General features: G+C 71.2%; 12 protein-coding genes. 7 read left to right on the forward strand and 5 right to left on the reverse strand.

What is annotated here, in order from left to right; all coding sequences use genetic code 11:
* The first annotated feature begins 174 nt into the window (after positions 1-174).
* The 7 genes from ON26_RS08640 (at position 175) to ON26_RS08670 (ending at position 11837) form a co-directional block, all read left to right on the forward strand.
* Entirely contained in the window at positions 175-3411 is a 3237-nt protein-coding gene (locus tag ON26_RS08640; RefSeq protein WP_245545776.1) for an SDR family NAD(P)-dependent oxidoreductase, read from the forward strand.
* Positions 3408-5474: a beta-hydroxydecanoyl-ACP dehydratase gene (locus ON26_RS32865; protein ID WP_040795503.1), complete on the forward strand. Its 2067-nt coding sequence runs from the start codon at positions 3408-3410 to the stop codon at positions 5472-5474. The genes ON26_RS08640 and ON26_RS32865 overlap by 4 nt, the downstream gene beginning before the upstream one ends.
* On the forward strand, positions 5471-7054 hold the full coding sequence (locus tag ON26_RS08650; RefSeq protein WP_040795504.1) for a PfaD family polyunsaturated fatty acid/polyketide biosynthesis protein: 1584 nt from the start codon (positions 5471-5473) through the stop codon (positions 7052-7054). The genes ON26_RS32865 and ON26_RS08650 overlap by 4 nt, the downstream gene beginning before the upstream one ends.
* Entirely contained in the window at positions 7051-8781 is a 1731-nt protein-coding gene (gene accD / locus ON26_RS08655; protein ID WP_040795505.1) for an acetyl-CoA carboxylase, carboxyltransferase subunit beta, read from the forward strand. Before ON26_RS08650 ends, accD begins: the two co-directional genes overlap by 4 nt.
* On the forward strand, positions 8778-9344 hold the full coding sequence (locus ON26_RS08660; protein WP_051026842.1) for an acetyl-CoA carboxylase biotin carboxyl carrier protein: 567 nt from the start codon (positions 8778-8780) through the stop codon (positions 9342-9344). Before accD ends, ON26_RS08660 begins: the two co-directional genes overlap by 4 nt.
* Positions 9341-10720 (forward strand): acetyl-CoA carboxylase biotin carboxylase subunit, encoded by a 1380-nt coding sequence (locus ON26_RS08665; RefSeq protein ID WP_083883946.1) that lies wholly within the window; start codon positions 9341-9343, stop codon positions 10718-10720. The genes ON26_RS08660 and ON26_RS08665 overlap by 4 nt, the downstream gene beginning before the upstream one ends.
* A gap of 430 nt (positions 10721-11150) precedes the next feature.
* Entirely contained in the window at positions 11151-11837 is a 687-nt protein-coding gene (locus ON26_RS08670) for a hypothetical protein (protein ID WP_157171827.1), read from the forward strand.
* A 9-nt stretch (positions 11838-11846) separates the two neighbouring features.
* Here the strand turns inward: ON26_RS08670 and ON26_RS08675 are convergent, their stop codons facing one another.
* From ON26_RS08675 to ON26_RS08695, 5 genes are all read right to left on the reverse strand, one after another.
* Positions 11847-12686 carry a carbohydrate ABC transporter permease gene (locus ON26_RS08675; RefSeq protein ID WP_083883947.1) on the reverse strand — a complete coding sequence of 280 codons (840 nt, stop codon included), beginning with the start codon at positions 12684-12686 and terminating at the stop codon, positions 11847-11849.
* Complete coding sequence (locus ON26_RS08680; RefSeq protein ID WP_040795507.1) at positions 12676-13623, reverse strand: carbohydrate ABC transporter permease; 948 nt, start codon at positions 13621-13623, stop codon at positions 12676-12678. Before ON26_RS08680 ends, ON26_RS08675 begins: the two co-directional genes overlap by 11 nt.
* Positions 13624-13626: 3 nt before the next feature.
* Positions 13627-14487, reverse strand: coding sequence for a metallophosphoesterase (locus ON26_RS08685; protein WP_040795508.1), 861 nt, complete (start codon positions 14485-14487; stop codon positions 13627-13629).
* Between the two features lie 79 nt (positions 14488-14566).
* Positions 14567-15940 carry an ABC transporter substrate-binding protein gene (locus ON26_RS08690; RefSeq protein WP_040795509.1) on the reverse strand — a complete coding sequence of 458 codons (1374 nt, stop codon included), beginning with the start codon at positions 15938-15940 and terminating at the stop codon, positions 14567-14569.
* Between the two features lie 43 nt (positions 15941-15983).
* Positions 15984-17117, reverse strand: a complete 1134-nt coding sequence (locus tag ON26_RS08695; protein WP_040795510.1) for an ABC transporter ATP-binding protein — start codon at positions 17115-17117, stop codon at positions 15984-15986.
* Positions 17118-17122 lie beyond the last annotated feature (5 nt).

A 17122-nucleotide genomic window follows, 5' to 3' on the forward strand; every position in this document is an offset into this window, starting at 1 on the left:
AACGCATACGCCGGGACGCGGAGTGCCACCTCGCCGGTCGCCGGCGAGGCCGTCGCCCTCGCGGCCTCTCCGGCGGGTCGTGCCGTCGATCTCGCGCCGTCGGCGCCGCCCCGCCCCGCTTCCTTCGAGAACCCGCCCGCCTCCTCGGCTTCCACCGACACATCGGAGACCCCCGTGTACTCGACATCCCATTCGCGACCCGGTGCGGACGACGCACTCGACAGCGCGCTCGCCCAGCACCTACGCACCCACCACCAGTTCCTCGACGGGCAACTGGACATGGCGCGCGCACTGGTCGGCGCCCTCGACGGCGGCGTGCTGGACGAGGCGACCCTGCGCGCGATCGAGGCCGTGAAGGATCACGGAATCGCCATCAGCGCCAGCCACACCCGCGCCTCCGAGGTCCTGGCGCAGCTGGCCGAACTCGAGGCCGGGTTCGCCCGTCCCGCCGCGGCGAGCCGCACCGGCGTCGCGCCCGCCGGTGCTGTGCCCGGATTCGAGCCGCAGGCCGCTGGGCCCGGGTTCGACTTGCAGGCCGCCGAGCCGGAGTTAGGTCGGCAGGCCGTGCTGCCCGCGCATCGGCCCGAAGCGCTGACGACCGCGCCTGGCGGGCGCCCGTCCAATGGTGCGGCGCAGGTCGCGAACGGCCGACTCGCCACGAATGCCGCCGACTCGGGTATTGCTGTGGCACAGCATGATTCGGTGTTGGACGAGCGCGACGGCAGTACCGCTCGCGGCGCGATGCCGGTCCGCGACACCGATTCTGCTCGCGCAACGGCCCCGATCGCCGGGAACGGCGCGACGGAGGCGTCGGCTGCCGAGGGCCGGTCCGCGGAGTCGCTGCGGCAGGCGTTGCGTGCGGTGGTGGCCGAGAAGACCGGTTACCCGGTCGAGATGGTCGACACCGGGATGGATCTGGAGGCGGATCTGGGTGTGGATTCGATCAAGCGGGTGCAGGTGATCGGCGCGCTGCAGGAGCGGTTCCCGAACCTGCCGAATCTGGGCCCCGAGCAGTTGGGCACGCTGCGGACGCTGGATCAGATCGTCGAGGAACTCGGGGCGTCGGCAGGGGGTGATGTCCACCCAAAAGCTGAGGCCGCGGCGGTCACGCCGCGGCATGCCGTCGAACTCGTCGCCCTGCCCGCCCTGGACACGGCGATCGGCGTCTACCGGGAGCACCCGGAGGCCGTGCTCGTCGACCTGGCGGGCACGAGCGGACGCGACTGCGACGCGCTGGCGGCGGCACTGACCGCGCGCGGCTGGTCGGTGCGGCGCGAGACCGGACTGCCCGAGGCCGGCGCCCCGGCCGACCTGTGCCTGGTCGTCCTCGGCGGCGCGGACCGGTCGACGGCCTCGCGGCTGCTCGGCGAGACGATCCTGACGACGGGCCGGATCACGCCCGGCATGTCCGCCGACGCCGGCCGCGCGGCCTTCGTGACCCTCATCCGGCTCGACGGCGGACTCGGCTTCCGCTCCGTCACCGACCCGGCCGCCGCATTGCTCGGCGGTGTCGGTGGCGTCGTGAAAACCCTCGCCGCCGAACGGCCCGATCTGTTCTGCCGGGCGCTCGACATCGACCCGGCCGCCGACGCCGGACGCTGCGCCGAGCTGGTGGCGGCCGAACTGTCCGACCCGGCGCGCGACACCACCGAAGTCGGTGTCGCCGCCGACGGCTCGCGCCACACGCTGGTACCCGGCGGGCACGGCCCGAGTCCCACGGTGACGGCCATCCGGCCAGCCGGGGAACAGCCCGCCACCACGCTCACCGCCGACGACCTGCTGGTGGTGACCGGCGGCGCCCGCGGCGTCACCGCCACCTGCGTGCGGGCCCTCGCCCGGCGCGGCCCCGCCAGGTTCCTGCTGCTCGGCCGTACCGAGCTCGCTCCGGAACCGGAGTGGGCGGCCGGGGTCGCCGACGCGGATCTGCGGCACGCGGCGGTGCGGGCACGGGCCGGCGCCACCCCGCGCGATCTCGAGCGAGCCTGTGCCGACGTGCGCGCCGGCCGCGAGATCCGCGCAACGCTGGCTGATCTCGGTGAGCGCGCCGAGTACGTGACTGTCGACGCCACCGACGCGCAGGCGGTACGCGACGCGCTCGCGCCGTGGCGCGAGGCGATCACCGGCATCGTGCACGGCGCGGGCGTCCTCGCGGACTCCCGGATTCCGGCCAAGTCCGCCGAGTCGATCGCCAGGGTGCTCGACCCGAAGATCGCCGGTCTGGCCGCGCTGACGGCCGCGGTGCCCGAACCGCGTCACCTGATCCTGTTCACCTCGGTGGCCGGGCTGTTCGGCAATATCGGGCAGGCCGACTACGCCGCGGCCAACGAGGCGCTGTCCCGGTACGCACTCGCCTGGCGGCGGGCGCATCCGGACTGCCACGTCACCGCGATCGACTGGGGCGCCTGGGACGGCGGGATGGTGACGCCCGCACTGCGCGAACACTTTCGCGCGCTCGGCGTGGCGTTGCTGGCCCCGGAGATCGGTGCGGCCGCCTTCACCGAGCAGTTCACCGCCGACCGCGCCGACGACACGGTCGTGCTGATCGGCCCGGCCGCCGGGCTCTCGGAACCGGCGCCTGCCCCCGCGACGCCGGTGCACATCCGCCGGGCGCTGCGCGGGCTCACCGACGAGCCGACCGTCCAGGCGCATCGGGTGGGCGAGCATCTGGTGCTGCCCGCCACGTTCGGGCTCGGCGCGATGGCGCATGTGGTCGAACGAGCACTGCCGGGTCGAATCGTGGTGGGTGCGCGCAATTTCGAGGTCCTCAAGGGGCTGGTGTTCGACCACCAGGTCGACACTCTCGACGTCGTCCTGGAACCCGGCGCGGCGGAGGGTGACGTCCTGCCCGTCCGGGTGAGCGTCCGCGACGGCGCGGTCACCCACTTCCGGGCGACGCTGGAACTCGCGACGGCGGCGGTCGAGCCGCCGGCCATCACGGTGCCGGACGGTCCCGGCAGCGCGATCGACATCTACCGCGAGGCGATCCAGTTCCACGCCCCCGCGCTGCAGGGCTTGCGCCGGATCGTGGCCGACACCGGCGACACGCTCGTCTTCGACTGTCTGCTCGACGCGGAGCCGGTGGCGGGCGGGGCGTACGCGAGCCGCCTGCACGATCCGGTGCGCGCGGACCTGATGCTGCAGGGCCCGCCGGTGCTCGGTCACCGGGTCCTCGGCTCCGCGTGCCTGCCGCTCGGCATCGGCCGGGTCGACTACTACCGGCCGCTGCCGGTCGGTGAACCGTTCACCCTGGTGGTCGGCAACGCCCGCGCGGGCCGCTTCGACGCCCGGGTGGACGCCACCGCAACGGATGCGGACGGCACTGTCCTGCAACGGTTCACGGACGTCGTGGTGGTCACGACGCCCGATCTGACGGAGAAGTTCCGATCCTCGGTGAGGCGGTGGATGGCATGACGACCCTGGAGTTCGACGGAATCGCGTTCGACCCGGAGACGCCCGGGCTGCCGGGCGAGGACATCTACGAGGCCGGCGTCGCGCGGCCCGAGGTGGCGCAGTCGGTGGTCTCGACGACCCGAAGCCCCGATCCGCTGGCCGAGATACGTGCGGGGGTTGTCGCGGCGCACCGCGCGGCGCTCACCGCGCAACTGGCGATGCAGCGGGCCCGGTGGGAGCGTGCTGCGGGCCCGGACGAACATGCGCGGAGGCGCCGCCCGGTCCCGGTCCCGGCCACGCCTGGCGCGCAGATGCCGGTGCCGGCCGGATCGGGCGCCGAATCGCCGGTGCCGGCCGCCGCGACCTCGGTCGCCGCGACCTCGGGCAGCGCGACTTCGGCCGCGGCGCCGGTCGATCATCGTTCGCCCGCATCGGGGATGGGCCGGCACGCCGCCGAATGGGCGTTCAAGCCGGTGGCCCGCACCGCTCGCACCCACCTCGACCATGCCGCCCTGCGCCGGTTGGCCGAGGGCGACCTGGCGGGCGTGTTCGGCCCGGCCTACCGGCGTCCGGGCGTGCGTCCCGAGGCGCGGTTGGCGGCGCACGCACCGCTGGCGCTCACCGAGATCACCTCCCTGGAGCTGTACGGCGGCGAGGGCCGGGGCCGTCTGCTGGCCCGCTTCGACGGCGATCCCGGCGCCGCCGCGACGCAGGCCGCCGAGGTGTTCGCCCTCTACACCGGTCTGCCGCTGTGCCTGTCCGGCAGCGCCCTGGTCGCCGAGGGGCCGGGATCGCGGCCCAGCCGGGTGGCGACGCTGGAATTGATCGTCACCGAGATCGATCTGGTGCCGCGCCCGCACCTGAGCGCGCTGGTGCACGGTGTCGCCGCCGCGCCGGTCGCGGTGTCGGTCACCGCTGTCGAACCGGACGGCGCCGGTGTCGGTCCCGGACAGCCGGACGCCGCCCTGCTGCTCAACGAGTTCCACATGGCCCATCTCGCGCGCGGCGATCAGGCCGTCGCGATGGGCCCGGAGTTCGCCGAGTACACCGGCGTCCGCGCCACCCGCCTGCCGACCGGCGGCCTGCTGCTGGTCGACCGCGTCCTCGAATTCGACGGTGCGCGAGGAAAACTGGACGCCGCCGCCTACACCACCGAGTACGACTCACCCGCCGACTCCTGGTACTACGGTGCCACCGCCAACGAATCCATGCCGCACTTCGTCTACATGGAGACCTCCCTGCAGGCGGCGCTGCTGATGGGCTACTACGCCGGCCCCACCCGCACCCAGCCGGGCACGACGCTGAGCCTGCGCAATCTCGGCGGCACCGCGACGGTGTTGCGCCGAGTGGAGCTGCGCGACACGACGATCCGGCAGAACTCGCGGTTGCTGTCGACCACGATCCTGCCCGGCTCCTCGCTGCAGACCTTCGACTACACCCTCACGGTGGACGGCGAACCGTTCTACACCGGCGAGACCATGTTCGGCTATTTCAGCGACGAGGCGCTGGCCAACCAGACCGGCCTGGACGGCGGACGTCCCGCCCCGACCTGGCTGGCCCAGAATCCCGGCGCGGACGTCCGGGTGATCGACGTGGCCGCGCGCCGCGCCGACCCCGCCGCACCCCTGTGCGCCCGGGACACCCTCGCCCTCATCGACCGGGTCGACGTGGTGGACGGCGGCGGCACACACGGCGCGGGCTACCTGCACTCACTGCGCGCCATCGACCCGGGCGACTGGTATTTCGCCCGCCACTTCCACCTCGACCCGGTGATCCCCGGTTCGCTCGGCGTCGAATCGGTGATCCACGCGGTGCAGGAATGGATGCTCGACGCCGGTTTCGCCGACGGCCTGGCCGACCCGGTGTTCCGTATTCCCGCGGGCATCGCCTTCAGCTGGCGGTATCGCGGCCAGTTCCTGCCCACCGACGGCACGGTCGAACTCGAGGCGCACATCAAGGAGATCCGCCGAGACCGGTACGACGTCATCGCCGTGGTGGACGCCTCGCTGTGGAAGCCGGGGCTGCGGATCTACGCATTGACCGATCTGGCCGTCGAACTCGGCGAACGAGAGGTACAGCCGTGACCACCCTTCCACGTACGGGCGCCGTGCCCGGCCTCGTCGCCGAGACGGCCCCCGACGTCACCGCCGTCCTGCGCGACCTCGCCCGTCCGGTCTGGGTCGTGCACCACGAGGGCCGGGTCGGGGTCACCGCCGACCGATCGGCCGTCCCCGGCGCCCGCGTGCTCGCCGCGGCGGGCCCGCTCACCCCGGAGATGCTGGGCGACAGCACGTTCCGCGCCACCCACGGACTGCGGGCCAACTACATGGCGGGCGCCATGGCCAACGGCATCGCCTCACCCGCCCTGGTGTCGGCGATGGCGCGGGCCGGCTATCTGAGCTCCTACGGCGCCGCCGGCGTCGCCCCCGCCCAGGTCGACGCGGCACTGGCGGAACTGAGCCGCGAACTCGGCGACCTGCCGTTCGCCTGCAACCTCATCCACAGTCCGTCCGAGCCCGCGCTGGAGCGCGCCATCGTCGACGCCTGCCTGCGGCACCGGGTGCGGTGCGTGGAGGCCTCGGCGTTCATGAATCTCACCGCCGAGGTGGTGCGTTACCGGGCGGCGGGGTTGAGCCTCGGACGTGACGGCCGGATCGTTTCGGCGCACCGGGTGATCGCGAAGGTCTCCCGGGTCGAGGTGGCCGAGGCGTTCCTGCGTCCCGCGGCCGCTCAGCTGCTGAGCGGGCTGGTGGCCGCGGGCGAGTTGACCGCCGAACAGGCCCGGCTGGCCGAACAGGTGCCGATGGCCGACGACATCACCGCCGAAGCCGATTCCGGCGGGCACACCGACCGCAGGCCGCTGCTGGTGCTGCTGCCGGAGCTGATCGCCGCCCGCGACCGGGTCGCGCGCACCCTGCCCGGCGCGGCCGCCGTGCGTATCGGCGCGGCGGGCGGCATCGGCACCCCGGCGGCGGCCGCCGCGGCCTTCGCGCTCGGTGCGGCCTATGTGGTCACCGGTTCGGTGAACCAGGCCACCGTCGAGGCCGCCCAGTGCGCGGCCACCAAGGAACTGCTGGCGAGGGCGCAGTTCGCCGATTGCGTGATGGCGCCCTCGGCGGACATGTTCGAGATGGGCGTGCAGGTGCAGGTGCTGCGCCGCGGCACCCTGTTCGCCACTCGCGCCCAGCGGCTCTACGAGACCTATCGGGCCTATGACGGGCTCGACGAGCTGCCCGCCGCGCTGCGCGAGGATCTCGAGCGCACGCTGTTCCGGCGCTCGGTCGAGGAGGTATGGGAGGACTGCGTGCGCTTCTTCAGCGAGCGCGATCCGGCCCAGCTCGCCGGCGCCGCCGCGAACCCCAAACGCCGGATGGCCCTGGTGTTCCGGTGGTATCTCGGCCTGTCGTCGGGGTGGAGCATCCGCGGCGAGGCCGACCGGGTCACCGATTACCAGGTGTGGTGCGGTCCGGCCATGGGGGCTTTCAACACCTGGGCGGCGGGCACCCATCTGGCCGCCCTGCCGAACCGGCAGGCGGCCGAGATCGCCGACCAGCTGATGCTGGGCGCCGCGTACCTGACGCGCGTCGCCCAGCTGCGCTCGGCGGGCGTACGCCTGCCCACCGAATGCGCCGAATTCCCACCCCGACCGAGGGAGCAGCGATGACCACGCTCGAGACCGGCCCGGACATCGGGACGTCCTGGACGGTGTGCCCGCACTGCGACGCCATGATCTACGCCAAGCGCTACGACCGCTCCGGCCGGGTGTGCCCGGACTGCGACGGCCACGGCATGCTCACCGCCGACCAGCGCATCGCCGCACTGCTCGACGCGGACGGCGTCCGATGGATCGAACCCGCCGCGACGGTGGCCGACCCGCTGGAATTCACCGACTCCCGCGGCTATCCCGAACGCCTCGCGCAGGCCCGCCGCCAGACCGGCATGACCGACGGCATCCGGTGCGCGCACGGCACCGTCGACGGCGCGCCGCTGGTGCTCGCCGTGATGGATTTCCGCTTCCTCGGCGGCAGCCTCGGCAGTGCGGTGGGGGAGGCGGTGACCGCCGCCGCCGAAGCCGCGCTGGCGCGGCGGGTGCCGCTGGTGCTCGTCACCGCCTCCGGCGGGGCGCGAATGCAGGAGGGCATTCTCGCGCTGATGCAGATGGCCAAGACCAGCCAGGCGCTGCGTCACCTCGACGACGCGGGCGTGCTCACCATCTCGGTGGTCACCGACCCGACCTACGGCGGCGTGGCCGCCTCCTACGCCACCTCTACCGACCTGATCATCGCCGAACCCGGCGCGCGGCTGGGTTTCGCCGGTCCGCGGGTCATCGCCCAGACCATCGGGCAGACCCTGCCCGCGGGCTTCCAGACCGCCGAGTTCCTGCTCGAGCACGGATTCGTGGACATGATCTGCCACCGGTCGGCTCTGCGGGACCGGCTCGCTCGGATCTTGGCGCTGTTCGCCGACCGCGAGCGGTTATCCGGGGCTCGGGTCGACGAGGAATACGTCCGGGCACGCGGCGCATCCGCGATCGAGCATCCGCCGCTGCTGCGCGAGGATCCGGGCGATCTCCCGGAGCGCGACGCCTGGCAGAGCGTGCGCGCGGCCCGCGAACTGGGCAGGCCGACCACCCTGGACTACCTCGCCGCCTCCTTCGACGAGTTCGTGGAACTGCACGGCGACCGCCTCGAGGCCGACTGCCCGGCGATGGTGACCGCGCTGGCGCGCCTGCACGGCGCGCCGGTGGTCGTGATCGGCACCCAGAAGGGGCACAACGCCGCCGAACTGTCCCGCCGTAACTTCGGCATGCCCAGCCCCGCCGGCTACCGCAAATCCGCCAGGGCGCTGCGGCTCGCGGCGAAACTCGGCCTTCCCGTGGTCACCCTCGTCGACACCGCGGGCGCCTATCCCGGCATCACCGCCGAAGAGCGCGGCCAGGCGGCGGCCATCGCCGAATCGCTGAAACTGCTCGCGGGCCTGCCGGTCCCGGTGGTCGCGGTAGTGACCGGCGAGGGCGGCAGCGGCGGCGCGCTGGCGCTGGCCGTGGCCGACCGAGTGCTGGTGTGCGAGAACGCCGTGTACTCGGTGATCAGCCCCGAGGGGTGCGCCTCCATCCTGTGGAAGGACGCGGCGGCGGCCCCGGCGGCGGCCGCCGCCCTGCGCGTGGACTCCACCTCGCTGGTCCGGCTCGGCGTCGCCGACGGCGTGGTGCCCGAACCCGAGGGCGGCGCGCACCGCGACCCCGATGCGGCAGCGATCATCCTGCGCGGCGTGCTGCGCGGCGAAATCGGCTCTCTCGCCGCCGTTCCCGTGCCCGACCTGCTCGAGCGGCGCCGCCGCCGCTTCCGCGCTTTCGGATTGCCGACACCCAACGACCAGGAGCTGTCATGACCCAGTCCCTCATCAACCCCCGCTCGGTCCGCGCGATGGACCCCGTCGACGCCGACCTCGCCCTCACGGTGCTGGCCCGGCACGCCCTGACCATCCTGGCCGAGGCGGCGCCGTACTCGGTGACGCTGGCCAACGGTCCGCTGATGCTGGAGCTCACCCGGGACGACACGGCCGCACGCGCGGACTCCGCGGCGCTTCGGCCCGTGGCCGCGGCCTCTCGATCGGCGTCCGCGGGCACCGCCTCCCACTCGACCTCGGAGGTGTCGCCGGAACCTGTGTCGTCCACGGCAGCTGCCGCCCCGGAAGCGTTGCGGGACAATACCTTCACGCTCGTCGCCGAGACGGTCGGTGTCTTCTACCGGTCGCCGGAGCCGGGCGCCGACCCCTTCGTCACCGAAGGCGATCCGGTGCGGGTAGGACAGCAGGTCGGCATCGTCGAGGCGATGAAGCTGATGATCCCGGTCGTGGCGACCCGTGAAGGCCGGGTGGCCGAATTCCTGGTGGGCAACGGTGAAGCGGTGGAATACGGCGCCGCGCTGATGGCGCTCGAGGTGGTCCCGTGACCCCGCGCCCGATCCGCACGGTGCTCGTCGCCAACCGCGGCGAGATCGCCGTCCGGGTCATCCGCACCTGCGCCGAACTCGGCCTGAAGACGGTGGCCGTGTACTCCTCGGCCGACGCGGACTCCGCCGCCGTGCGCATGGCCGACCGCGCCTTCCGCATCGGCCCCGGCCCGGCCAAACGCAGCTACTCCTACATCCCGGCGATCATCGAGGCGGCCAGGGCGACCGGCGCCGACGCCATCCACCCCGGATACGGATTCCTCTCCGAGGACGCCGATTTCGCCGAGGTGTGCCAGGCCGAGGGCCTGGTCTTCGTCGGCACGCCCGCCGCTGTGCTCGCCGACCTCGGCGACAAGTCCAGCGCGCGGGCGCTGATGTCGGCGGCCGGGCTGCCGCTGCTGCCCGGCAGCCGCGACCCGATCGAGACCGTCGGCGCGGCGCACACCCTGGCCGACGAGATCGGCTACCCGGTCATCATCAAGGCCGTAGCCGGCGGCGGTGGTCGTGGCATGCGGGTGGTGCGCGCGAGCGCCGATTTCCCCGCCGCCTGGCAGGAGACCAGAGCCAACGCCGCCGCGGTCTTCGGCGACGGCAGGCTCTACGTCGAGCGCTACCTGGACTCGGCCCGCCACGTCGAGGTGCAGATCCTCGCCGACACACACGGCACGGTCGTCCACCTCGGCGCCCGCGACTGCTCGCTGCAGCGCAGGCATCAGAAGCTGGTGGAAGAATCGCCCGCCCCCGGCCTGTCCCCGGACCTCGCCGCCCGGATCGGCGAGGCCGCCGTCCACGGTGCCCGCGCCGTCGGCTACGTCGGCGCGGGCACCTTCGAGTTCCTGTTCGACCCGGCCGCCGGCGAGTTCTATTTCATGGAAGTCAACTGCCGCCTGCAGGTCGAGCACCCCGTCACCGAAATGGTCACCGGCACCGACCTGGTCGCCGAACAACTCCGCATCGCCGCGGGCGAGCCGCTGACGCTCACCCCCGACCAGCTCACCCCGCGCGGCGTCGCCATCGAATGCCGGATCAACGCCGAAGATCCCGAACGCGAATTCGCCCCCGCCCCGGGCACACTCGCCGACTGTGTGTTCCCCGGCGGTCCGTTCGTCCGCGTCGACACCCATGTGGGCCCCGGCTACACCATCCCGCCGCACTACGACTCGCTGCTGGCGAAGGTGGTCGTGTGGGCGCCGGACCGTCCGGCCGCCATCGCGCGGATGCGCCGGGCCCTGGCCGAGACCCGCATCACCGGCCGCGGTATCGCCACCACCGCGGAATTCCTGCACGACATCCTCGACCACCCCCGCTTCCGGGCGGCCGAACACGACACCGCTCTCGTCGGTGAAATCATCACGGGGACCGGGATTTCCGTCTGATATCGAACACCGCGCGTGCGGGTGAATGCTCCCGTGCGGCAGCGGGAGCCCACGATCCGGCTCGGGATGCCCCGCTCCGGAGGTGTCCACCGACATTCTCCTCGCGGCATCCCGGCCGCTCCGGAAGACGTGCAGGGACGGCAAGGGATCGCCCACAGCGTGCGATCCCGCCGAGCCATGGTCTCGACGACATGTCGGAAGTCGATCAGGTGTAGCAGCCGGTCCCGGGATGTGGTTCACTTGGATTTCGATTGCTGTCGGGTAGCTGTGGTGATTTGCGTGTATCGCGGCGGATCGCTGTCACCGAATGGTGCGCAGCCGAATCGGATTCGAGTCGCGATCCGGGGAGGTTTCCCCGGCTGCCTGGTGGTAATGCTGCGTTCGACAGTGCAGTGCTCGTTCCTTCCTTCCGATGGTAGAGGAGAGAGTCATGCCCGAGATGTCCGGTCTTATCCCTGTCGAAATGGATGTGCGCTCGGATGTATGGGAGCCGCAATATCCACCTCCCGGCGCCGATGGTGATTCGGTCGTCAATGGGTTGCACGCTGAGAATGCGGCAACGGAGCCGGCGTACCGTTACGCAAAGACGGTGCAGGGTGCGTCGCTTGCGTATTACGAGCCGGAGGATGTCACCGCGACTCCGGAGATGAAAGAATCCAACCATGCATTCGTTTGTCCTATCGGGCGGGTAGTGGTCGGCCGCAAGCATGTCGGTGACGAAAATGGCCGCACCACATACTTTCATGCTCCGCTGCGTCTGTCCGGGGGCGATTTGCTGCAGACGGAACAGATGGAGTGGTTCACCACGAAGACCAGTGACGAGAAATTTGCCCGTGAAGGATGCGTCGTCGTCGGGCGTAGGCATCATGGTGACGAGAATTCGCCGACCGAATACCTGCTCGCGCGGGTGTATTCCAAGCGTGGGGACAGGAAGGCATACCTGAATACGATCGACAGCAAAGAGGGCGCCTGGTTGAAGGAGTCGTCGGGAGATGCGGCCATGGCTCCCCCGAACAAGGTTATGACAGGGCGTGAGCACCATGGGGACGAGAACGGAAAGACCAGGTATACGTGGAGTTATTGCTACGCCGGTGAAAGTGCGGACACCGGTCGTTAGCCTCGACCGTCATTTCAACCCCGACCGCACGAACGCGTTCACGATGTGGCGCTGCAGCAGCAGATACATCACCAGCACAGGCAGGCAGGCCAGCCCGGCCAGCGCCATGATCGGCCCCCACTGGTCGCCGTCGGTGCCCATGAAGCTGCGCAAGCCCAGTTGCAGCACGCTGTTGGACTGGCGCAATACGACTGCGGGCCAGAAGTATTCGTTCCAGGCGTTGATGAACAGCAGGATGCCGAGGGCGGCCAGCGCGGGGCGCAGGTTCGGCACCACCACCGTCCACAGGATCGACCAGGAGGAGCGGCCGTCGATCTGCGCGGCGGCGACGAGTTCCTTGGGGAAGCTCGCCATGTGCTGGCGCAGCAGCAGCACCGCCAGCGCCGAGCACAGGGTGGGTAATGCGGTGCCGATCAGGGTGTCGATGAGACCGAGCTGGGTGAGCAGCACGTAGTTCGGCAGCATCGTCACCTGGAACGGGACCAGCCAGACGCCGACGAATGCCAGGTAGAGCACCTTCTGGAAGGGGAAGGTGTACATGACGAAGGCGTAGGAGGCCAGCAGCGCGACGAGCAGCTGCCCGGCCGCGGAGAAGGTCGCGACGAAGAAGGTGTTGCCGATCAACCCCAGCACGTCCACCTTGTCGGCGGCGTCGGTGTAGTTGCCGATCGACAGCGGCCACGGCACGGGGGACAGCGAGGTGACGTCCTCGGGGCGGCGCAGCGAGGTCGCGAACAGCCAGTAGATCGGGAACGCCGCCAGTAGGGCGGTGGTCGTGAGCAGCAGATGGCTGCCCGCGCCCCGCAGCCGGTCGGCGATGCTCGAGCGGGCGGGGGCGTCAATTGTCATGGAAGGAGACCTTTTCCGAGATCCAGACCAGAATTCCGGCGAGCACGCCGAATCCGACGAACAGCAGCACTCCGGCCGCGGCGGACAGTCCGGCGTCGAAGCTGTGGAAGGCGTAGTCCCACAACAGGTAATAGATGTTGGTGGTCGACTGCGAGGGGCCGCCCTGGGTCATCGAGTCGATGAGCGGGAAGGTCAGCGTGGGGCTCAGCAGCACTGTTGTCAGCACCAGGAACATCAGGGTGGGCGAGAGCATCGGCAGGGTGACCCAACGCAGGATCTGGCGGGGGCTCGCGCCGTCGACTCCGGCGGCCTCTTCGTAGTCGGTGCTGATGCCCGCGAGTCCGGCCCACATCACCAGCACGGCGAAACCGAGCAGTTGCCAGCCGGTGATGGCGATGATCACCGAGTGCGCGGTGCCTGCGTCGTAGACCCAGTTGCGGTCGGTGCCGAGCACCCGGCCGACGACACCGCCGCCGGGATGCAGTAGCCATCGCCATACCGCGGCCGCGGCGACCGGGGCCACCAGGAACGGCGCGAAGATGAAGGCGTGGTAGAGGGTCCGGGCGCGCCCGCGCACCCGCCGGCTGGCCAGCGCGATCACCAGCGGCGCGAGCACGGTGAACGGCAGCATGCCGAGGATCAGCACGCCGGTGCGGCCGAGGGAGTCCCAGAACGCCGGAAGATTCAGCAGCCGTTCGTAATTGCCGGTGCCGACCGGACGCATGGGCGAGGTGGGCAGCAGATTCCACGAATAGGTGGACAGCTCGAAGGCCTGGATCAGCGGCCGATACGTCCACACGACCAGCAGCAGCAGCGCGGGCGCCAGGTACAGGTACGGCACGACACCGCGCCCCGCCCGGCGGAACCGGGTGGGGCGCGACGAGCTGTACCGCACGGGTTCGGTGGTGACCGGCGCGGGCGCGTCGAGGACGAACATCGACTACCTCGCTTCGGCGGCCAGGGCCGCGAGCTGGTCGAGCACGTCCTGTTCGGGACGGTCGTAGACGGTGCCGGCCGGTGTCGCTTCCACGGCGGTGGCGACCAGCGTGTCACCGAGCAGATCGATACGGCTGAAACCGAATCCCGCGAATGCGCGTTGCCTGCCCGCGGGCGCCAGCGGGTCGAGCCGGTAGGCCACCGCGGGCCCGATCCACACCGGGATGCCTGCCAGCGAGGCCGCGGCGGTGAGGTGATTGTGCCCGCAGATCACCAAACGCACATCCGAGCCGCGCAACACCTCGGCAAGCTGCTCGGGGGTACGCAGCCGCAGGTATTCGGTGGTGGGCAGCGGTGACGGGATCGGCGGATGGTGCAACGCCAGCAACGTCCCGTGCGGAGCGGGCTCGCGCAGCTGATCGGCCAGCCAGTCGAGCTGAGCGGGCCGCAGGACCCCGTCGTGCTGGTACGGCGTGGTGCTGTCGAGTGCGATGATGCGCAGGCCGGCGACATCGACGACCTGATCGTGGGTGCTGTCGGGATCCCGCAGTGCCGCGTCCGAGCGCAGCAACTCGGTGCCGAACGCGACGCGCTCGTCGTGATTGCCCATCACGTAGACGATGCGCGCGTTCAATTCCGCGGCCACCGGCTCCACCGCGTCGCGTAACCGGCGATAGGCCTCGGGCGCGCCGTTGTCGGCCAGATCACCGGACAACACGATCGCGTCGATCGAGCGGTGCGAGGCCCGTAGCTGCTGCAGCACATGCGTCAGGTTGGCGTAGGTGTCGACGACGCCGTGCAGGGGTTGCTCACCCGCGGGCCGGATATGGGTGTCGGTGAGCTGGACGATGGTCACCTCGGGCATGGGATTCCCCTCGGGAGGCCGCGCGTCCCCGTGAGTGGGACGCGCGGCCGGGTCGGTGGTCGGGTGGTGGAGATGCGTGCTACGGCGCCGGCATCAGCTGGGCGCCCTGATCGCGCGCCGCCGCCAGCGTGGAGGCAGGGTCCTTGCCCTGGAACACCACGGCTTCGACGGCGTCCATCATGCCGTCGCGGATCTGCAGATAGTTGTTGCCGGGCATGGAGATCCAGGGCTCCATCGTCGCCAGCTGAGCGACGTTGGGCTGCAGCAGCGGGTTGCGGGCGGCCCATTCCTGCAGGCCCGCCGGATCATCCATGAGGCCGGTGCGCAGCGGCAGGTAGCCGATGCCCTGCGAGATGGTGGTGTAGGCGCTCTCGCTGGTGAGGAAGGTGATCAGCTCCCAGGCCGCGCGCTGCTTGGCCGGGTCGTTGGACAGGATGTACAGGGAGGCGCCGGAATTGGTCGGCACCGTCGGCTTGCCCGCGAAGCTGGGCATCGGCGCGGCCCGCAGGTCCCACTTGTCCTTCGCCCCGGTGACGAACGTGCCCTGGATGGCGCTGGTCTCGAGGATCATGCCGATCTCGCCCCGGGAGAAGGCCTCGTAGCCCTGCTTCTGGTTCAGCCGCGGCATGGAGCCCGATTCCACCAGGCGCTGTCCCATGGCGGCGACCTCCACGGCCGGGGGCTCGGCGTAGGTGAGGGTGGCGCGGTCCTCGGAGATGACGCGTCCGCCGTTGGAACGCACCAGCGACTGGAAGCACCAGTCCTTGGCGGTCTTGGTGAGGCAGTCGATGTAGACGCCGCCCTTGCCGGTGCGCTCGGTGATCGATGCCGCGGCTCGGGCGACCTGATCCCAGGTGGCCGGCGGTGCGGCCGGGTCGAGACCGGCCTGGGTGAACAGCGAGGCGTTGTAGTACAGCACCGGGGTGGAGAACACGAACGGCACGCCGTAGGTGTGGCCGTCCCAGTCGGCGAGGGTCTGCGCGCGCTCCGCGTAGGGGTGCTTCTCGCCGTCGAAGTTGGCCTGCACCTCGTCGGCGCCGACCAGCGTGTCCAGCGGCTTGGCGCCGAGCTGGTCGATGGTGAAGTCGAGGTCGCTGAAGCCGAGCTGCGCGACGTCGGGCGGGGTGCCCGCCACCATCTGGTTCTGGATGCTGGAAATGGTGTCCGTGGCCGGGTTGGGGCTGTTGCCCTGCGGCTTCTGCGCCGTCACCGTGATGTTCGGGTGCTCGGCGCGGAACTCGCCGAGCAGCTTGTCGAAGGTGTCGGTCCAGGCGCCGGCGAGTCCGTAGTTGTAGGACTCGAAGACGATCGACACCTTCTGGTCCGGGGCGAGCTCGGGAATCCTGGCCCCCTCGGCGCCCTCGTCGGTGGTGGTCGGGCCGAGGCCGCCGCACGCGCTGAGCGCGAGGACGGCCGCGAACACCAGGCCCGCAAGGGGCGCGGTGCGTTTCACTGTGTACTCCTCATCATCGGTGGTGCGGACCTGATCGCGGGGATCAGGCGACGGCGACGCGTTCGGCGTCGCGGTCGATCGGGGCGCCGGTTCCCGGTTCGCTCCACCGCAGCCGGAGCCCGGAGGCGGCGTCGAACAGGTGGACCTCGGCGGGATCGGCGTGCAGGCCGAGCGTCTCGCCCGCGCTCACCCCGGATGGGCGCGGCACGCGCACGGCGAAGGTGTGCGCGCCGGTGTCCAGATGCACCAGTTCCTCGCTGCCGAGGTTTTCCACCATGCGCACCTGTCCGCGGATCGCGGGCCCGGTCGTCGTGGGTCGCAACCGCTCGGGGCGGATGCCCGCGGTCACCGCGAGCGGGCCGCGGAAGTCCGCTGCCGGGTACGCCAGCGCGATGTCGACGCCCTCGGCGGTCAGGTGCAGCCGGCCCCCGCGCGCGTCCACGGTCGCGGGGAACAGGTTCATCGGCGGCGATCCGAGGAACCCGGCGACGAATGTCGACCGGGGCCGGTCGTAGAGCTCGGCGGGCGTGCCGACCTGTTCGACCCGGCCCTCGTCGAGCAGCGCGATCCGGTCGGCCATGGTCATGGCCTCCACCTGATCGTGGGTGACGTAGAGGAACGTCGCGCCCAGGCTGCGGTGCAGCGAGATCAGTTCCGCACGGGTGGCGCTGCGCAGCTTGGCGTCCAGGTTGGACAACGGCTCGTCCATCAGGAACGCGCCGGGGTCGCGTACCATCGCGCGGGCCAGAGCCACCCGCTGGCGTTGGCCGCCCGAGAGGTTGGCGGGTTTGCGGCCGAGCAGGTCGGTCAGCCCGAGCGCGTCCGCGACCTCGGCGACCCGAGCGGCGATCCGGGCACGCGGGGTCCGCCGGGCCCGCAGCGGGAAGCCGATGTTCTTCGCGACCGTCAGATGCGGGTACAGCGCGTAACTCTGGAACACCATGGCCAGGTCGCGCTGTTGTGGCGCCACGTGGGTGATGTCCTTGCCGTCGAGCAGGATCCGGCCCCCGCTCGGGTCCTCCAGGCCCGCGACCATGCGCAGCAGCGTCGACTTCCCGCAGCCGCTCGGCCCGAGCAGCACCATGAACTCGCCGTCGGCGATGTCGAGATCGACCTCGCGCACCGCGGCCGCGTCGCCGAACCGCTTGGACACCGATTCGATTCGCAATCGTGCCATTTCGC

The sequence above is a fragment of the Nocardia higoensis NBRC 100133 genome, from assembly GCF_000308595.1.
Taxonomy (GTDB): Bacteria; Actinomycetota; Actinomycetes; order Mycobacteriales; family Mycobacteriaceae; genus Nocardia; species Nocardia higoensis.